The organism is bacterium, assembly GCA_037200965.1.
Taxonomy (GTDB): Bacteria; Patescibacteriota; Minisyncoccia; order Phycocordibacterales; family Phycocordibacteraceae; genus C7867-001.
The window spans coordinates 299,290-317,035 of sequence record JBBCGK010000001.1 but is presented as its reverse complement, the minus strand read 5'-3'; the positions used below and the strand labels follow the sequence as shown (position 1 = coordinate 317,035).

Annotated in this window: 17 protein-coding genes and 4 tRNA genes; 13 read left to right on the top strand and 8 right to left on the bottom strand. The window is 57.7% G+C overall.

Annotated elements, in window-relative coordinates; translation table 11 throughout:
- Both WDN10_01975 and WDN10_01970 read left to right on the top strand, forming a co-directional pair.
- Positions 1 to 74, top strand: a tRNA-Gly gene (locus tag WDN10_01975).
- 814 nt (positions 75 to 888) lie between these two features.
- Complete coding sequence (locus WDN10_01970) at positions 889 to 1,416, top strand: GrpB family protein (protein ID MEJ0053473.1); 528 nt, start codon at positions 889 to 891, stop codon at positions 1,414 to 1,416.
- A 112-nt stretch (positions 1,417 to 1,528) separates the two neighbouring features.
- On the opposite strand, the gene WDN10_01965 is transcribed toward WDN10_01970, so the two are convergent.
- Positions 1,529 to 3,073: a hypothetical protein gene (locus WDN10_01965; GenBank protein ID MEJ0053472.1), complete on the bottom strand. Its 1,545-nt coding sequence runs from the start codon at positions 3,071 to 3,073 to the stop codon at positions 1,529 to 1,531.
- A 110-nt stretch (positions 3,074 to 3,183) separates the two neighbouring features.
- On the opposite strand from WDN10_01965, the gene WDN10_01960 reads away from it, so the two are divergent.
- From WDN10_01960 to WDN10_01925, 8 genes are all read left to right on the top strand, one after another.
- Positions 3,184 to 3,702, top strand: coding sequence for a M15 family metallopeptidase (locus WDN10_01960; protein MEJ0053471.1), 519 nt, complete (start codon positions 3,184 to 3,186; stop codon positions 3,700 to 3,702).
- A 48-nt stretch (positions 3,703 to 3,750) separates the two neighbouring features.
- Entirely contained in the window at positions 3,751 to 4,011 is a 261-nt protein-coding gene (locus WDN10_01955; GenBank protein ID MEJ0053470.1) for a glutaredoxin domain-containing protein, read from the top strand.
- Between the two features lie 103 nt (positions 4,012 to 4,114).
- A complete protein-coding gene (locus tag WDN10_01950) occupies positions 4,115 to 4,747 on the top strand; it encodes a helix-turn-helix domain-containing protein (protein ID MEJ0053469.1) in 633 nt (210 codons plus the stop codon).
- A gap of 6 nt (positions 4,748 to 4,753) precedes the next feature.
- Positions 4,754 to 4,826, top strand: a tRNA-Arg gene (locus WDN10_01945).
- Between the two features lie 50 nt (positions 4,827 to 4,876).
- A complete protein-coding gene (locus WDN10_01940) occupies positions 4,877 to 5,338 on the top strand; it encodes a DoxX family protein (protein ID MEJ0053468.1) in 462 nt (153 codons plus the stop codon).
- Between the two features lie 81 nt (positions 5,339 to 5,419).
- The gene (locus tag WDN10_01935; GenBank protein MEJ0053467.1) at positions 5,420 to 6,115 is read left to right on the top strand and encodes a hypothetical protein; all 696 of its coding nucleotides are present in this window, start codon (positions 5,420 to 5,422) and stop codon (positions 6,113 to 6,115) included.
- Between the two features lie 21 nt (positions 6,116 to 6,136).
- Positions 6,137 to 6,208, top strand: a tRNA-Phe gene (locus WDN10_01930).
- A 1-nt stretch (position 6,209) separates the two neighbouring features.
- On the top strand, positions 6,210 to 7,289 hold the full coding sequence (locus WDN10_01925; GenBank protein ID MEJ0053466.1) for a DUF2914 domain-containing protein: 1,080 nt from the start codon (positions 6,210 to 6,212) through the stop codon (positions 7,287 to 7,289).
- A gap of 15 nt (positions 7,290 to 7,304) precedes the next feature.
- Here the strand turns inward: WDN10_01925 and WDN10_01920 are convergent, their stop codons facing one another.
- Genes WDN10_01920 through WDN10_01910 form a run of 3 tightly spaced genes read right to left on the bottom strand, consistent with a single transcriptional unit; the run spans position 7,305 to position 10,719 of the window.
- Positions 7,305 to 7,805 (bottom strand): Hsp20/alpha crystallin family protein, encoded by a 501-nt coding sequence (locus WDN10_01920; protein ID MEJ0053465.1) that lies wholly within the window; start codon positions 7,803 to 7,805, stop codon positions 7,305 to 7,307.
- Positions 7,806 to 7,811: 6 nt separating this feature from the next.
- Complete coding sequence (locus tag WDN10_01915; protein ID MEJ0053464.1) at positions 7,812 to 8,519, bottom strand: PrsW family glutamic-type intramembrane protease; 708 nt, start codon at positions 8,517 to 8,519, stop codon at positions 7,812 to 7,814.
- Between the two features lie 19 nt (positions 8,520 to 8,538).
- A complete protein-coding gene (locus WDN10_01910) occupies positions 8,539 to 10,719 on the bottom strand; it encodes a valine--tRNA ligase (protein MEJ0053463.1) in 2,181 nt (726 codons plus the stop codon).
- 144 nt (positions 10,720 to 10,863) lie between these two features.
- Between WDN10_01910 and WDN10_01905 the strand changes: the two genes are divergently transcribed.
- Positions 10,864 to 11,397: a hypothetical protein gene (locus WDN10_01905; protein ID MEJ0053462.1), complete on the top strand. Its 534-nt coding sequence runs from the start codon at positions 10,864 to 10,866 to the stop codon at positions 11,395 to 11,397.
- Positions 11,398 to 11,713: 316 nt separating this feature from the next.
- On the top strand, positions 11,714 to 11,881 hold the full coding sequence (locus WDN10_01900) for a hypothetical protein (protein MEJ0053461.1): 168 nt from the start codon (positions 11,714 to 11,716) through the stop codon (positions 11,879 to 11,881).
- A 34-nt stretch (positions 11,882 to 11,915) separates the two neighbouring features.
- Here the strand turns inward: WDN10_01900 and tsaD are convergent, their stop codons facing one another.
- The 4 genes from tsaD to WDN10_01880 all read right to left on the bottom strand — a co-directional run bounded on the left by tsaD (position 11,916) and on the right by WDN10_01880 (position 14,785).
- Complete coding sequence (gene tsaD / locus WDN10_01895; protein MEJ0053460.1) at positions 11,916 to 13,091, bottom strand: tRNA (adenosine(37)-N6)-threonylcarbamoyltransferase complex transferase subunit TsaD; 1,176 nt, start codon at positions 13,089 to 13,091, stop codon at positions 11,916 to 11,918.
- Positions 13,072 to 13,926, bottom strand: a complete 855-nt coding sequence (locus tag WDN10_01890; protein ID MEJ0053459.1) for a hypothetical protein — start codon at positions 13,924 to 13,926, stop codon at positions 13,072 to 13,074. The genes tsaD and WDN10_01890 overlap by 20 nt, the downstream gene beginning before the upstream one ends.
- Before the next feature lie 4 nt (positions 13,927 to 13,930).
- Positions 13,931 to 14,003: transfer RNA gene (locus tag WDN10_01885), tRNA-Val, on the bottom strand.
- Between the two features lie 2 nt (positions 14,004 to 14,005).
- Positions 14,006 to 14,785 (bottom strand): hypothetical protein, encoded by a 780-nt coding sequence (locus WDN10_01880; GenBank protein MEJ0053458.1) that lies wholly within the window; start codon positions 14,783 to 14,785, stop codon positions 14,006 to 14,008.
- Between the two features lie 326 nt (positions 14,786 to 15,111).
- Between WDN10_01880 and WDN10_01875 the strand changes: the two genes are divergently transcribed.
- Entirely contained in the window at positions 15,112 to 17,709 is a 2,598-nt protein-coding gene (locus WDN10_01875) for an HAD-IC family P-type ATPase (protein ID MEJ0053457.1), read from the top strand.
- The last annotated feature ends 37 nt before the right edge of the window (positions 17,710 to 17,746 follow it).

Sequence of the window (17,746 nt, the reverse complement as noted above, 5' to 3'; positions counted from 1 at the left end):
GCGGGATTGGTTTAGTGGCAGGACGCGACCTTCCCAAGGTTGAGGCACGAGTTCGATTCTCGTATCCCGCACCATACTAGTGTTAAGCAAGGTGACCGAGAGGCTAACGCCAAAATCAAAACCCCACTGCCGAATTGCAGTGGGGCGGTAAAGGGCGGTGCGCTATGTCTCAAGCGCTGCTTGTATATCAGGCCGGCAATCTTTCCATCTGGATTCTTCCGGCTTCCTGAACGACAGGCAGTGCGACGACGGCGCGTTCTCATCGAAACTGATTCCTCCCTTGCGAGAGTCAGTACGATAAAGAAGGTGAACGACTCGGGAGCTCCCCGCATCGTCCCTTCCGTCCTTGGTCTTGGAATGCGCCCACCCCGTAATGTAGAAGTGGGTTCCAAGCTTGTTGAGAGTTTGTACGGATTTGATACTGACTTCGTGATCCGTAAATCTCCCATCTGACGTGAAGGTAAGGAGTTTTGCGTGATAAGCGCCGCGCCCTCCTTGGTACGTTGGTGAAAAGAGCGAGTCCTTGAGCTGTTCCTTGGTCGGACCGCTGAGGACGAAAGACTGATTTACTGACAAGGTCATGTGACCCTCCATTGAACGAGTCCCTTGCTGAGGTAGGACTCAACCTCCTTATCCCGAAGGACGACCAGTTCACCAGAACCGGGATTAATATGTACATATCATATAATATGTATGTTGTCAATAAGCTCGCAAAATGGCGATAGATCGAGACGCCTCGGTCTCTTGGCGGGGAAGTCGCCAAGGAATCCTTGTGGAGCTTGACTATGGTTAGTTCACGACCATGATGGGGCACAATCCTCAAGCGCTAGTTTGAGTGACTGATGGGTTTGTTGGTATGATGCAGCACTGCCGAGTTAAAATAGGCTGATGGATAAATATTCGTACGCAAAGCGTCAGTACGAAATCGTTCCCTACGACCCGGACTGGCCGCAGGAATTTAAGGCGGCCGCAACGGTTCTCTGGCGGATTTTTGGTTCTGATGCCACGGATATCCAACACATCGGAAGTACCTCGATCCCCGGCATGGACGGCAAGCCGGTGATAGATATTCTCATACTCGTTGACGATGTCGGGTCAGCGGATATTCATCGCGCCGAAATGGCAACTGCTGGCTACGATTACGCGGGTGCTTTCGTGATGCCGGGTGCGATTCTTTTCAGAAAAATGAAGGACGATACGCTGCTCTCCAATGTGCATGTATTCCAGCGTAGCCACCATCACGTCGAAGAAATGCTTGAACTCCGCGATTACCTGCGAGCGCATCCGAAGGAAGTGACGGATTACTCCGAACTCAAACGGAACCTTTATAAGAGGTATGCGAACGACTATGACCGATATCGCGAGGAAAAGGACGATTATATGGAAAGACTTAAATCACGAATTCATACAAGCTGAGCGAGAAACCAAAACCCCGAGCACTTTTGACTCGGGGGTGGTGTTCTTTGCGTCTTTAGGTCGGGATAGTCAGGCTCTCCGTTTTCGACCATGAAGGTGAGGTCGGCTCTACTTAGGGAACGACCGTTACAACGGCATCTTTGGTAGCGGTCGCGCCGTCAAGCATCGTGCAGGCGAGGCGATAGGTCGTCGTCTGTGTAAGGGAGGTGTCGAACGGGTCGCCTGTATTGAGGTCGGCTCGGATCGACGATCGCACGGTACCGCCGACGATCGATTGCAGCTGGCACGATGCGGCATTTTCCGTATTCCACATAAGATACGTCCAGCCGCCGGGCGCTACCTGCGAAGGCGACGCCATAAAGCTCGTAATGAAGCCGGCAGGACCGCTCGGAGGCGTGCTGCTAGCGGTGACGGTAACGGAAGTCGAGCAGGACGCGCGGTCCCCGTACGCGTCATAGACCGTGAGTACCGGCGTGGTGGTGCCTGCCGCCGCGTCTACTCGCACGGCCATGGAGCCGTTTGCCAAAACGCCGTCCCCGGAGAGTCCGAGTGCGTTCGCCGCGCTATTTTGTACCCAGGTACCGCCCGTCGCGTCCGTGCTCGTCCAGCTAAGCGTCGTCTGCTTGCCGGGCGCGACTGTGCTTGGCGATGCGGACAATTTACAGGTCGGCGCGTGCGCCTGGGATGTGGCTGACGGGCAGTTAGCCGCCGAGGGAGCCTTCGCGCAACGCTCGATTTCCTCGATCGTCTCGGTAACGCCGGGGTTCACCTCCTCATTCCAGAAGTTTGGAAACACCTTGGCGCCGTTGGTGACGGTAGCGCCGGTGTTGGGCCAGTAGCGCCAGACGAGGTTGGCTATCGCCGCGCCGGGCGAGAGCAGTACCGTCTCGAGATAGTGGCGATAGTTAGGCAGATTGTTCTCGTACGTCGCCTGCTGGGTACCGCCGAACGGGTTGATGATCCATGCGTAGCCGAGGTGTACCTGTTGCATGCACGCGATATTTTTCTGGAATCTGTTCGCTCCTGCTGCGAAATCATCCTGTTTCGCCGTGAAGAACGTGATGAGTACGGAAGAAACGTCGTTTGACGACCATGTCTGCTTGGTAAGAAGGCATGGGTTCGAGCTATCGATGACCATAGGTACCGCTGGCCAGAGCGTCTTTACGTGGGCGGCGCCCTGTTTCATGTAGTCGAGCGTCGGATAGCCTTCAGTCACCTGCGCCGGAGTCGGGTCGAGCGAATACTCAAAGAGGTGGAAGCCCAGAAGCGTCCCATCCTGAACGTACGAGGACAGGTTCGGGCAGTTAGGCGTGCTCGACGCAGTCTGCTGGCAGAATGCGCTCATGTCCTGTTTATAGCCCGCAAGCGAGAGGCTGCCGTCAGGATTATTGGCGCGGGGCCCGTTGTCCACGAAATGGATATACAGATGCATGTGCGCCGCGCGTGCGGAATCGAGCATGGCGATCAGGTCCGATACCGTCTTTTTCGTTACTTGCAGCGTCAATTCCGTCGTGTTCCCCGCCATAGCGGGGCTCTGCGTTACCGGAAGCTGGAAGTAGCCGAAGGGGGTCGATGTAGCACTTTGCGCCTGGGCGGGCGAGAGGGAGGGGGCGAGCAGCAAGAACGCGATGGCCGTGCCGGTAAGGAATTTATACATGGGGGTAGTAAGGGGTATATTTGGTAAGCGGTTAGCGCGGCCACCATACCAGATGATATATAAAAAGCAAGTGACCGACATGCGCCTGTATGATTTCATCTAAACTACCCGTGACACTCGAAGAGGCCTTGCGCGGCAAGGAGATTCCGGACGAAATTAAAGAGGAGCTCAGTATTATTTCTGTGCCCCATATTTCTTTCGACGGAAATAAGCATGAAGGGCAGCTGATAGTGCACAAGGATGTCGCAAGGGAGATGCGGGAAATCTTCGAGGAGCTTTTCAAGAGGCGGTTTCCTATCCACCAAATTATCCCGATCACGCATTACAACTGGGACGACGACGCTTCGATGGCGGCGAATAACACTTCCGCATTCAGTTACCGGGTAATTTACGGCGAAACGAAGAGGCTCTCGAATCACTCCTATGGGCGTGCCATCGACCTGAATCCGCTTCTCAATCCCTATATCGGCATCGACGGCGCAGTTGCTCCTTCCGGCGCCGTGTATGACATATCGGTACCGGGTACGATAACGGAGGATATTGCCGCTATCTTCAAGTCCTGTGGCTGGAAGTGGGGTGGCGACTGGAACCCGAAGGACTGGCAGCACTTCGAGAAAACACCGGACTAAGGCTGTTGATAACCGAAAATGCTATACTAGGGCTATAACGAAATAACCATGGATACACCAGCACCAGCCCAAAAGACCGTTACCATCTACAGCACACCCACCTGCCATTTCTGCCAGATGAGCAAGGATTTTTTCAAGGAGCACGGCATCGCCTTCACCGATTACAACGTCGCGACTGACCTCCAGAAGCGCCAGGAGATGATCGACAAGAGCGGACAGATGGGCGTGCCGGTTATCTACATCGGCGAAGAGATGGTCGTCGGATTCGACAAGGAGAAACTTTCTTCGCTCCTGGGAATTGCGGGCTAGAGGGCGCGGTGAGCAAAAACACCCATTCCAAGGCCGGATCTTTGCTTCCAGAAAGTGGATAAAGCATCTCTATACTAATAGGTAGTCAGGTATATTTAAGTATATGAGAAAAATATCCGAGCAACAGCGTAACCGAGTTGTACATTTACGAAAAAAAGGCAAAAGTATTCCGGAAATTTCTAAAGAAACAGGAACCTCCAAAACAACCGTGCTGCGCTACGTTCAGCATGTTTCAGTCCTTCCCGAATTTCAGGCGCTGCTTAGGGGGAAACAAGGAGGTTCACGAGAGCGCTCCCAAGCTCGACGCGAAAGTATCCTGGAGCGCTCGTCGTCAGCTTTGGGGAGGCTTTCAAATAGAGATCTCTTGTTTCTCCTTATTGGCATTTATTGGGGTGAAGGTACGAAAAAGGACTTTTCATTGATAAATTCAGATCCATCTCTTATATGTACTTTCCTCCGCTGTCTTCGTACGCTTAACATTGCATCAGCAAGACTCTCGCTTTCTCTCCGGCTTCATGATGATATCCCTGTTCAAAGAGCGAAGATATTCTGGGCTCGAGTTACCGGGTTGCCGATCGCAAAGATTACCAGGATTGAAATAATCAAAGGGAAAAAGAAAGGGAAATTGCCGTACGGAATGTGCCGAGTTCGGGTGTCGTCGGGGATACAGGAACGCTTATTCGTGCAAAGTGCCATAGGTCTTATTGGCGCAGAATCAGGTAAACGGCTAGTATAATCTTGCGTCCCCATAGTTCAATTGGATAGAACAGGGGCTTCCTAAGCCTCCGATCCTGGTTCGATTCCGGGTGGGGACACTCAAAAACCAGTGCTATAATTTCCGGCATTATCCTCATAGCTTCACGGCATGCTTATCGACACCCTCAATGGCGCGGGCAGGTTCTTTTATAAGCGGTCTTTCGGCCTTCTCCTCATACGGCTCGTGGTCGGCCTCATCTTCCTCGTCCATGGCTGGGACAAAGTGGAGAACATCTCGCAGGTTGCCGTTTTCTTCGGCACGCTCGGGTTCTGGCCCTGGGTCGCGTACTTCATCGGCTGGCTTGAGGTGATCGGCGGTCTCGCGCTTATTCTCGGTATCGCGACGCGCGCCTTCGGCGTCCTCTTCGGGATTGAAATGATAGTCGCGGCCGCGCTCGTCGGCGCGGCGCACGGATTCTCGGGCATCGAGTTCGAGCTTCTTCTTGCGGCCGCATCCTTCGGTCTCGCGCTCATCGGTTCCGGGAAATATTCGGTGTATAAGATGGAGTGCCAGAACTGCGGCGGGGTATTCTGCAACGCCGAAACGGGCGTCTGCGTCGCGGTGCCGTAGGGTTTAAGTGGATAGAAGATCAGTTTTCTATCCACAAAGATAGTGTGCGATAATCGAACCGGCTAGAGTAAAATAGGATCGATGAACCCGTTTCGAGACCGGGCGGTCAGACTGCGGATAGCGGGCAAGAGTTACAACGAAATTCGGAAGGAAGTTCCGGTAGCGAAATCGACGCTGTCACTATGGCTTCGCGACTTAGTACTTTCAGACAAAGCGAACGCACGCCTTAAGGCCCGAGTCCGTCTTGGAGTGACGGACGCGTTCTTAAAAAGAAACAAGATGCAAACCGTTCACGCGGAACGTCGAGCGCGCAATGCCGCGCGGGAAGGAAGAACGGTTGTCCCGAAGTTTTCCAAGGCAAACCTGCTATTTGCTGGCGCTCTTCTTTATTGGGCGGAAGGGTACAAAAGACTTAAGGTGGTGGATGGCAAGGCGCGCATGTGCCACACTATCAGTTTCGTTAATTCAGATCCGGAGATGATACGGGTATTCCTGCGTTTTTTACGGGAAGTTATGGAAATTCCTGTTGAGAAGATACGTCTCGTTATGCGTCTCTACCCGCACATCAATGAGGCCGAAGCGCTCCGTTATTGGGCCAGCATTACAAGACTTCCCAAGGAACGTTTTTTCAAAAGCAGCTACCTAATTACCGGTGCCAGCAAGGGAATCCGCCCATACAACCGTTTGCCGTGGGGGACCCTTCAGATTCAGGTCAATGATACTCCAAAGTTCCACTATTTGATGGGTATGATTGAGGGCGTGAAAGAAGGATATTAATCTGGTATTATGCCCCGTATTGCCTGGGTAGCTCAATGGTAGAGCATTTCCTTGAAGCGGAAGGGGTTGCAGGTTCAAGTCCTGTCCCAGGCACATGTTCCGTCCGCTCTTCGCTTGGATACAGAAGTACGAGCGGCATCTGTCCGCCGCGGCGATGGTCGCGGGCTTCGTCGCCGACAACGTGTTCTTCAGCCGCATCGACCTGCCGCAGACGCAGGCTCTGTTCGTAGGCTATATCGCGCTCGCCGCCGCCTCGATCGCGCTTCTGCATTTCTTCGAGACGAGGGCCGGGGGTGGAAGGCCGCTCCCGCGCTTCCGTTTCGTCCTGCCGCTTCTGACCCAGTTCGCGCTCGGCGGCATGTGGAGCGGGTTCCTTATCTTTTATGCGAGAAGCGCGGATCTTTCCGCATCTTGGCCATTCCTTTTTCTGTTGGCGTTGATTTTCCTCGGGAACGAAGTGTTCGGCAAATACCACGACCGTCTCGTCTTTACGACGCTCCTCCTGTTCTTCGGCCTCTATTCCTACGCCATCCTCGCCGTTCCGGTATTCACGGGCTTGATGGGAACTTCGACATTCCTGCTTTCGGGGCTCATCGCGGCCGTGCTCTTCGCGCTATTTCTTATCCTCCTCCGCCTTATCGGCCGCACGCGCTTCCTAGCCGAACGCTGGCGAATCCGGGGAGGCGCGCTCGCGATACTCGCGGTCGTCAACCTCTTTTATTTCACGAATATCCTGCCGCCGCTCCCGCTCGCGCTCCAGAGCGCGGGAACCTATCACTCCGTCTCCCGCGGCCCCGCAGGATACGCGGGCGAAGCGGAGCCGCGGACCTGGCGGGAATCGCTTGGCTTCGCTCCGGTCGAGCACATGCTTCCCGGTGAAACGCTGTATGCCTTTAGCGCCGTCTTCGCTCCCGTGAAGCTCTCGACTACGATCGTCCACCGCTGGGAGCATTACGATGAGCGGGAAGAGAAGTGGATCACGGAAAGCCGCATTTCCTTTCCGATCCTTGGCGGGCGCGACGGCGGATACCGCGGGTATTCGGCCAAGAGCGATCTCGCTCCGGGAAGCTGGCGGGTGGGAGTCGAGACGGCTGACGGGCGGGTGATCGGGCGGATACGCTTCAAGGTCGAAACGGTAAGCAAAGCGCCTCCGCTTCGGGCGGAGGCGCTTTGATACCGGGCTGCTTTTCTAGGAAGACTTAACCTTGAGTTTCGTCTGGCGGGCCTTGTCGAGCTTGGGAAGGGTGATAGTCAAAAGTCCATCCTTCGCGCTTGCCGAAGAGCCGTCCACGTCGACTTCCTGCGGGAGCAGGACCTTGCGTGCGAACGATCCCCAGAAGAGCTCCTGATTGAAATAGTCCGAGTCAGAAATCTGCTCGCGCGCGGAGCGCGCGCCCTCGATCACGACCATGTCGCGGCTTATGGAAACGTTGAGGTCCTCGGCGCGGACCCCGGCGACGAACGCCCGGAGCATGATTTCGCTCGGCGTCTGGTATACGTCGACGGGAAGCTGGCCTTCCGCCGGCTCTTCTTCGGTCTGATAGATCGCGCCGCGCGCGGCACCGATCTCGCGGGTCGCGGGTCGCGCCGTTTCTCCCTGCGGGAGCTCATCGTCGAAAGAGTCGAAGTCGCTTCCGGCCGAGACGGAACCGGAAAGGCGTTCGAAGAAGGAGCGTTTCTTGGTGATCATAGGTGGTTAGCAGGAGTTTCTTGGTAAATTGCGATACCGCAGGTATTTCAGTATCTCGAAGAGGGCGAAAAAGACGACCGCGGCGCTCCACACGGTGAAGAACGCGGCGAGGACGTGGGAAACCTCTTTGGCGATTATAAGTACATTGAAGAGGGTGTGCAACGTGATCGCGAGGATAAGTCCGGCGGTCGAGGCGAGCATGCGCACCGCCCGGCTCGACTTGTACGAGAAGGCGAGCGCGAAACCGATCGAGGACGAGGCGATGACGTGAAGTATCGTCGATCCCACGAAACGCAAGTTCCCGGTGATGAGGCTGTCGACGAAGTGTCCGGACGCTATCGGGGCGACGAGGAAGAGCGCGTTTTCAAGCGCCGCGAAGCCGAGTGCGGCGGTCAGCATGTAGATCACGAGATCGGGGGATTCGTTCACGGTCCGCCACCGCCATAAAACCGCCACGGCCGCGGCAAGGTATTTTATGACCTCCTCGATCGCAGCCCATGCCACGACCACGGGAAGCCCCGGATCAAGATGAAGGGATGCGAAGCGCTCCAGGGGAAGCACGAGCGGCACGGCGATCATGCCCGCGAAGAAAGCGACCAGAATCATGAGCTTGGGCTCCGGGCAGCGGGAATCTTCCCGGAGGAGGAAATAAAGCCAGAGGAGGGCGGGGAGGACGCCTCCAAGGAACGCATAGCCGAAGGCTTCAGCCGTCATGTACCCATTCTAACGCATGTCAGGAGGGCCACGATGCGATCATCAGCATTTCCTCCCTATCCGGGCTTTTCGGGAGCGAGAACCAGATTTCTTCGGTGACGAACGGCATGAACGGATGGAGAAGCCGGAGTATCCGGTCAAGGAGCGCAAGAAGAAGCCGGGCGCGGCTCTTGCGGGCGGCTTCGTCATCTCCATTCAGGAGCGGTTTCGACTGCTCGAGTATTTCGTCGGCGAGGCGGTGCCAGGCGTAGTGGTAGAGCTTCTCGGCGGCGAGATAGAAGCGGTATTCGTCGAGGTCTTTCGTCACGTCCTTCGCAAGCTCGCCGCATTCGGCGAGGAGCGCCTCGTCTTCCTTCGAGAAAGTTGCAGCCGAGACATCCCCGAGCTTCCCGGTGTTTTCGAGAATGAACCGCGCGATGTTCCAGAGCTTGTTCGCGAAATGCTTGTATCCCTTCACCTTGTCTTCGTCGAAGCGGATGTCGCCCCCAATCGCGGTGCCGACCAGAAGTCCCATGCGAAGCGCGTCCGCGCCGTATTTCTCGATAAGGTCGAGGGGGTCTATGCCGTTCGCAAGCGACTTGCTGAACTTGCGGCCCTGCTTGTCGCGCACGAGGCCATGTATAAGGACGGTACGAAACGGTACCTGTCCCAAATGGAAGGCGCTCATGAGTATCATTCTCGAAACCCAGAGCGAGAGTATTTCATAGGCCGGCGACATGAAGGCGGTCGGATGGAACGTGCGCAAGTCGCTCGTTTCTTGCGGCCAGCCAAGCGTCGAGAAGGTCCACAGGGCGGACGAGAACCACGTATCGAGTACGTCCGGGTCCTGTTCCCAGCCCGCGCCTTCCGGGGCCGAAATGCCGCAATACGTCCCGCCGTCCTTGTACCAGATGGGGATGCGGTGGCCGAACCAAATCTGCCGGCTGATGCACCAGTCATGGAGGTTGTCGATCCAGTGGAAGTACACCTTCCGGAAGTTCTCCTGCGGCATGGAGACCCCGCCGCTCTCGACCGCCGCGCGCATGAGTTTCTTGAGGGTCGTCGCGCTCCCTGAGGCGATGCCCGGGATTTCCGAATGGGGAATCGCGAACTCTTTGTCGACCGCCATGAACCACTGCAGCTTCGGCAGGGGCTCGATGATGCCGCCGGTGCGCTCGGCAGTCGCGACGTTCTGCACGATATCTTCCTCCTTTTCCATGAGCCCTTCGTTTCGGAGCCACTCGGCGACCGTCTCGCGCGCGTCGGCAACCTTGAGTCCCTTCAGCCGTCCTTCGACCGCCATCTTTGCGTATTCGTTTATCACAATTCTGTCCTTCGGAAGTCCGTGCCGCTCGGCGATTTCCCAGTCGATCATGCTGTGCGCGGGGGTGACCCCGAGCGCCCCGGTCCCGAATTCCGGCTCTACCGCTGTGTCCGCAACCACCTTGATATGCACCGGCACGTCGCAGAAGACCGCATCGTATTCCTTCCCGACGAATTTCTTGTATCTCGCGTCGTCCGGATGCACGGCGACCGCGACATCGCCGACTTTCGTCTCGAGTCGGGTCGTCGCGACCGGGATAGGGAAGTCCTTGCCGTAGCGGAAGGTATAGAGTTTCGCTTTGCGCTCCTCGTGGACGATCTCATCGTCGGAAATGGTGGTCTGGCCCTTCGGATCCCAGTTGACGATGCGGTTGCCGCGATAGATGAGGCCCGCCTCGTACATGCGGACGAAGGCGGTCGTGACTGCATTCGTGCGGGCATCGTCGAGCGTGTATGCGTAGCGCGACCAGTCCAGAGAGGCTCCCATGCGCCGTACCTGCGAGAGGATGGTTCCCTCGCTCGCCTTGGCAAACTCCTTCACTCTTCGTACGAGTTCTTCGCGCCCGATATCGTGGCGGCTCTTGCCCTCGTCCTTCTGGATGTTCTTTTCGACCCTCGCCTGCGTCGCTATCGCGGCCGAGTCCGTGCCCGGGAGCCAGAGCGCTTTCTTTCCGCGCATCCGCTCATACCTGATGGCGGCATCCTGAAGGGAATCCTCGTACGCATGGCCGATATGGAGGACGCCCGTGACATTCGGGGGAGGGAGCACGATGGTGAAGTCTTCCGTGCGGTTGCCGGGCAGGTTATCAGGATTGAAATACCCGCTTTCCTCCCATCTTTTATAGATGCGGGTTTCGGTATCGGCCGGGCTGTATGGTTTCCTGAATTTCTCGTCCATTACCGAAAACTATAGCAAATATAAGCTTGTTTTGGGAATCCGGGCCGGTAGACTTGACAACTAACCAAATATGTATATATTTTACACAGATGTCGCGGCACGGTGCCGCACCATCCATGGCTAACTGAAAGGAGGGCCATATTCATGCGCAATAGGTCGATAAGCGGCGCGATCGCCGCATTGTTGCTTGCGTTCACGCTCGGCGCGTGTGGCGGCGGGTCGGGGAAGACGGAAAACCGCCAGATCACCGTCGACAGTACCCAGAGCCACGAGAAGATGATCGCGGCCGGGCACTACGACTGGGTCAACGACGCCATTACCGCAACGGCCTTCCCGGTCCAAGGGAAGACGAAGCGCGTCGAGACCATGGTGATCGTCTCGTTCAACCGTTCGATCTCCTCGAAGACTGCGGTCGACGAGATGCGCGCCCACAGCCTGCGGCCCGCAAATCTCGAAGAGTGCCTCGCCTACGGCGCGGCGCTCGCGAAGAATCGCCGGGACTTCGACCTCGGTCCGCCCACGTACTGGACCGTGTGTCTTGGCCAGTCGGCCCAGGTTGGCGGTGATCGCTACGTCCCGATCCTCTGGCGCGGCGTCGGCGGCCGCTGGGGGCTCGGCCTGCGCTACTGGGATGGCGTCTGGGGTTCGGGCAATCTGTTCCTCGCCGTGCGCAACTAACCCTTGGGCCCTGGAATCCTTTGCGCATTCCCTGCGCTTTGACTCCTCGTGCCCTTGGACCCTCGCGGACTGCTTTCCTGGAAAGCGTCCGCGAGTTTTGTTTTGTATACTGCAGAAGACGGGTGAACAGTTTCCTGCGGCCACGGCTTCGGGCTACCTGTCCGCAACCCTCGCTAGGCCGGAATCCGGACGGCCATGGTTTTCCGGAGCGCGTCTCGGGGCTTGTCCAAAATCAAAGGACTGTTGGTGCAAAATACTGGCGGATTTTAGATCCCAAACAAGATTCAATCCAGAGACCAGCTAAGGCTTTCAATGGATGGTGGTACTGACGGTATTTCGCACGATATCGGCCCAGGTTGGCGATGATCGCAACGTCCCGATCCTCTGGAACGACGACAACGGCAACTGGAAGCTCGACCTGAACAACTGGGATGGCGACTGGAATTCGGACAATCGGTTCCTCGCCGTGCGCAACAATCGATGATTCCCGTACCGCCTCGACCCAGGCGGTACGGTTTTTATACAAGCGAGAGGTTGCCGTTCGCCCGGAGTTCGCCGGGGAGCGCCCGCTCGCCGCGAAGGAAGCGATAGAAGCCCGCGAGTCCGATCATGACGGCATTGTCGGTTGTGAGACTCGCGGTAGGGAGGTGGAGCGAGACATTCGGATATTCATCCGTTATCTTTTCCGCGAAGAGCTTCCGTATGTGCTTGTTATTCGAGACTCCGCCGCCAAGTACCAAGACCTTGGCTCCCGTCTCTTCAAGCGCCCGCGCGGTCTTTGCCCACAGTACCTCGCCTACCGCGTCCTCGAACTCGCGTGCGATCTGCTGCTTCTCGACTTCCGAAACTTCCTGCATTCCTTTGAGGAGATACAGCACGGAAGTCTTAAGGCCCGAGAAGGAAAAGTCGCAATGCGGATCCTTGAGCATGGGACGGGGAAGCGAGAACGGATTCGGAGAAGAGTCGCGGCGCGCTATGTCGGCGAGCTTTGAAATTTCGGGGCCGCCGGGATAGGGGAGGCCGAGCATACGCGCCGCCTTATCAAACGCCTCGCCGACCGCGTCGTCGCGCGTTTGTCCTATGAGCTCGTATTCGAGCCAGCTTTTCATGAGTACGAGCTCGGTATGTCCGCCGGAGATAAGGAGCGCGAGGAGCGGAAGCGATACGTCTTCGATCAGAAGCCTTTCATCTTTACTTTCCGCCAGGGCGGAGAGCACGTGTCCCTCCATGTGATTTGCCGGTATCAGGGGCTTGCCCCACGCGAGCGCGAGCGCGGATGCGAAATTCACTCCCACCCATAGCGCTGGCTCGAGTCCGGGACCGGCCGTGACCGCGATAGCATCGATACCGGGCGTTTCCGCTTCCCGTATGAATTCGAAAAAGAGTTCCGAGAGCCCGGGCTCGCGTTCGAGAAGTTTCGCGATACGGTCGTGAACGTCCTGCGGCATTGCCTGAGCGTCTTCGCGCAGGAGTTCCGCTTCCTCGAGCGCGGCTTCGAGAAGCGGTACCAGATTCTTCGCATGCTCGCGCTTGGCAAGGGCGGGGAAGACGCCGCCATACTGTTGATGCAGGTCTATCTGCGACAGGAGCGCGTTTCCGAGAATCGTGAAGCGCGCGCTCCGCTCATCTCCTTCGCACTCAAGTATCGAGACCGCCGTCTCGTCGCAGCTTGTTTCAATCGCGAGAATCTTCATGCTTGATCGGCGTCCAGGGAAGGGGAGCGTTTCGGTCGATTGAAAATGAGGCCGCGCCCGGATGCCCGTTGCCGCCGTATTTTCGGGCTATGGCCGAAACGTCGACGGTCGTATCCGCGCGCATCGAGACGCGCAGGCTTCCATCAGGCTCCGCGCGAGCTATGAGAGCGAACGGCGGCTGTGTCGTATTCAGCAAATGGCCGACCTCGGTCGCGAAGAGCCGGGGAGCGGAGACGAAATACACTTCGTGTCCTTCAAACGAGACGAGTTCCGCGCGCTCCGCGATCTGTGCCGCTAAGAGCTGGAAATGCTCGGTATAGGCGAGACCACGGGCGACAAGCTTCGCCCGTTCTTCGGGATTCCCGACGAGGGAGACGAACGAATCCCAGTTCTTAAACGTGAACGGCTGCGCGTACGCGTACGAGATGATCGCGCGCTCGTCGTCTGCAAGCGGGAGATAGAGATCGGCCTTCGCGACGATTTCGAGGAACTCCGGTACGGGCTCGGCAGGGTGGAAATAGCTCCAGGCGATCGTCGCACCCGAACGTTTCGAGTCGAAGATATGTTCGGGTATGCTCTCGACGACATCGCGCACCCCTTCATGGTGGTCGAGTACGACGATGCGCGAGGCGAGTGCCTTGAGCGCGTCCATCTCCTGCCGCTCGTACGTGAAATCGAGCAGATAGAGTTCCGAGCCTGCAAGGTGCTCCGGCACGGGCTTGCCGTGCCGCACGGGAATGTATATCGCTTCGTTACCGAACTTCTTCCAGGCCGAATAGGCGGCACCGAAACCGTCGGGGCAGTTGGCGTGATAGAGAACGATAGTCTTAGGCATCAAGTGCGCGGTGTAGGATTCGAACCTACTACCCCCTCGACGTCAACGAGGTGCTCTACCAATTGAGCTAACCGCGCATTTACGAATGTCGTTTTGTAAATGCTTTAGCAAGATACATTAATTTTCTCTGGATTGCCACACCCCCGCCGGATACCGCACAAACGCCCTTATACCCGGGATAGGTCGCGCGGCCCAAAGTGCGCTGATCCTTTACGCTGTATACAAAACGTCTCAAGGGAATTCCGGTCGCTTTCGACCAGAATCTTTTTAACTTGTTTTCGTCCTGATCCGCGCGCAAATGCAACTCGGCCCGCAGCCTGCTTTTGGCGATTCCGTATAAACGCTCAAGCGCGTTGACATAAAACCGCACGATGAGCGGATCTGAGTTTCCAAGAGTAAGAGACGTCTTTGTCTTTCCGCCTTCTCCGAGATAGAGCATAGCGAGTGCGAGCTCAAGCATTTCTGAGTCGTCTCCTATCTTTTGAAGAGTCTTTTCTGCTGCCTCAGCGGCTTCTTCCAGTCTCTTGTTTCTCTGGGTATTGTGCCAACGGACCGCTTCGGTTCTTGCGATCGTGAGCGCCAGCCTCCATTTCCTCTCGAGGGACGCTTTATGTTTCGCACTCAGGGAAACGTTCTTAAGCCACCCGCTGAGTGTCGAACGAGGAACGTCAAGCAGGCCTTCGATGGCTCTCAACGATTTTCCACGTTTGCGCAACTTCACCGCCTCGTTCTTTAGGTATTCAAAGCGCGAATGCATCCGTATATTTGAAACACTCAAGAATACAGATCTCGATAAGTTCTTGATACGAGATACATAATTTTGCTGAAACGAAGCAGCGGAGCAGGGGAGTCGTGTCATAATTTTATGACCTCAAAACACAAAACTTGCCTAACCGAGATTTTATCTAGATTTTATCTCGTAAACGGCACCTGTGGATAACTATACAATCTTCATATACTGTCAAATAGTCCCGGATAGGCTCTCTATCGCTCGGCTGCGGTGATCAAGACCCTTTTTGGATGCACGCAGCAGCAGTCCCTATGTGACAGCACATAGCCTTTCTAACGAGACACAATGCAATCCCCTTGTCCGACTTCCCTCCCGCAATTTCCCCGCTCCGACTTCCCTGTTTATGCCGCGCTTTTGGGCGCGCGAGCCTGTCGTTCGCGTATACTGTTCCCCATATGACTTCCCTCCTCGGGACGCCCAAAGAGCCGTATCAGGCGCTTCCCATCGAGGATGTCGCCGCCCTTCTTTCAAGCGACCTTGAAGAAGGCCTTTCCGACCGGGAGGCGCTCGAGCGCGCCCGGCGCTTCGGGCCGAATATTCTTGAGAAGGAGTTCAGGGCGCCGTGGCTTTTGACTCTCATCGGACAGTTCAAAAGCCCGTTCGTGCTCCTCCTGCTCGCCGCCTCAGCCGTCACGACCGTCATCGGCGACTACAAAGGCTCCCTGTTCATTCTGGCCGCGGTTATCGTGAACGCGGGGCTTGGCTATTATCAGGAACACAAGGCCGAACGGGCGCTTGCCGAGCTTAAGACCTATCTGCGCCAGAGGGCGCGGGTGATACGGGACGGCAGGGAGCGGGAGATCGACGCCACGGAGCTCGTGCCGGGCGATCTTATCCGGCTTGCGCAGGGCGACCGCGTCCCGGCGGACGCGAGGCTGGTGTTCGTAAACGACCTGCAGGCTGACGAGGCGGTACTCACGGGCGAAGCGCTTCCCTCCGGAAAGACTACGGAGGCGGGAGCGGCGGATGCGGGACTTGGCGACCAGCGCTCGATGGCGTTCGCCGGGACCCTTATAACCCAGGGCGTCGGCACCGCGCTTGTCTGCCGTACGGGGGCCATGACCGAACTCGGGAAGATCGCCGAACTTGTCGGCGGCACCGAGAACGAAGAGACGCCGCTTCAGGCGGCAGTGCGGGCGTTCAGCCTGCGCGCGAGTCTCGCGCTTGGCGTCGTCACCCTTCTTATATTCCTCGCGGGCATTTATGCGGGGGAGCCGCTTGCGGCGATGTTCGTGACGGCGGTCGCGATCGCCGTGTCGGCGGTACCCGAGGGTCTGCCGATCGCGATGACGGTCATTCTCGCGATCGGCGTCCAGCGCATGGCGCGCCGCAAGGGGGTCGTGCGCAGGCTTGCCGCCGCCGAGGCACTCGGGAGCGCGGACGTGATACTCACCGACAAGACCGGCACCCTCACCACCGCGCGCATGGAAATCGGCGCGCTCATACCCGAGCCCGGTACGGACGAATCGGGCCTCCTCCGGCTCGCGCTTGAAAATGCGAACGTGCTTGTCGAAAACCCGTCGGATCCTCCGGAGGAGTGGCGCATCGACGGGCGCATCATCGAAGCGTCGCTCGTGCGCTCGGCCGCGCTTCGCGGCGTCGACGTGTCCGCCCTCATCGCGGCCCGGGAGGTAAAGGAGGCGCTGCCGTTTAACGCGGTCAATAAATTCTCGGCGTCCGTCGTCAAAGAGGGTGACCGTCGCCAGCTCGTGTTCGTCGGAGCGCCGGATATCCTCCTTGCCCGCTCGGCGCTTAACGCTTCCGAACGGGCGCGCCTCCTGGAGCGGATCAATACCGAAGCAGGCGCGGGCGCGCTCGTGCTTGGCATTGCGTCGCGGGAACTCGGGGCGGGCGAGGAAGTTTCGTTTAAGGATATCGTGCCTGCGGAGCTGTCGTTTCTCGGGCTTGTGACGCTTCATGACCCGATCCGCCCGAATGTCCCGGCGGCGCTCGCGCTTGTCGAGGAGGCGGGCATCCGCGTGGTGCTCGTGACGGGCGACCACCGGGGGACTGCCGTATCGGTCGCGCGCGCCGCCGGCATGCGCATTTCCGGGGACGGCGTTCTTGATGCCGTCGAGTTGCGGAATCTCTCGGATGCGGAACTCGCGCTCCGTCTCCCGACCCTTGAGGTCGTCGCGCGCGTATCGCCGCTTGATAAGATGCGGATCGTGAAGGCGTTCCAGGCGGCCGGGAAATCGGTCGCCATGACCGGCGACGGCGTGAACGACGCGCCTGGCATCCGGCAGGCGGATATCGGGATCGCCATGGGTTCCGGCACCGCGGTCGCGCGCGATGTCGCCGACCTCGTGCTTCTCGACGATAATTTCGAGACCATCGCGGCGGCGGTCGAGGAGGGAAGAAGGATCAGGGGGAATCTCCGCAAGACGCTCGTATATCTTCTTTCGGACACGGCCAACGAGCTGTTCCTTATCGGCGGCGCGCTCCTTGCCGGTCTCGTCATCCCGCTTACGGCCCTCCAGATACTCTGGGTGAATTTCTTCTCCGACAGCTTCCCGGCGATCGCCTTCGCCTTCGAAAAGGAGAAGGATGCTGGCATGCGCCCCGCGCAGGGGCGCGGGGCGCTCTTTGACCCGCTCATGAGCTTCCTCATCCTCTTTATCGGCATCGCGACGAGCGCCTTCCTTTTCATCCTCTATTGGGGCCTTCTTGCCGCAGGGTACCCGGGAGATATCGTGCGCACTTTCATTTTCGCCAGCTTCGCGAGCTACACGCTTTTCTCCGCGTTCGCCCTCCGGAGCCTCACGAAGAGCGTACTCACCTATCCGTTCTTCGGGAACCCGGCGATGCTCGCTGGCGTCGGTTTCGGCCTCGCGCTCGTATTCCTCGGGCTCTATGTTCCGTTCCTCCAGGGGATTCTCGATACGGTGCCGCTTCCGCTTCCGTGGCTTATAGGCGTCCTTGGCGTCGCGCTTCTCAATATCACCGCCATCGAGCTTGCGAAGTGGGTATTCCGCTCGCGCATGGCACGCTAGGAAAAAGGAAATCGGGGTCCGAGGACCCCGATTTCCT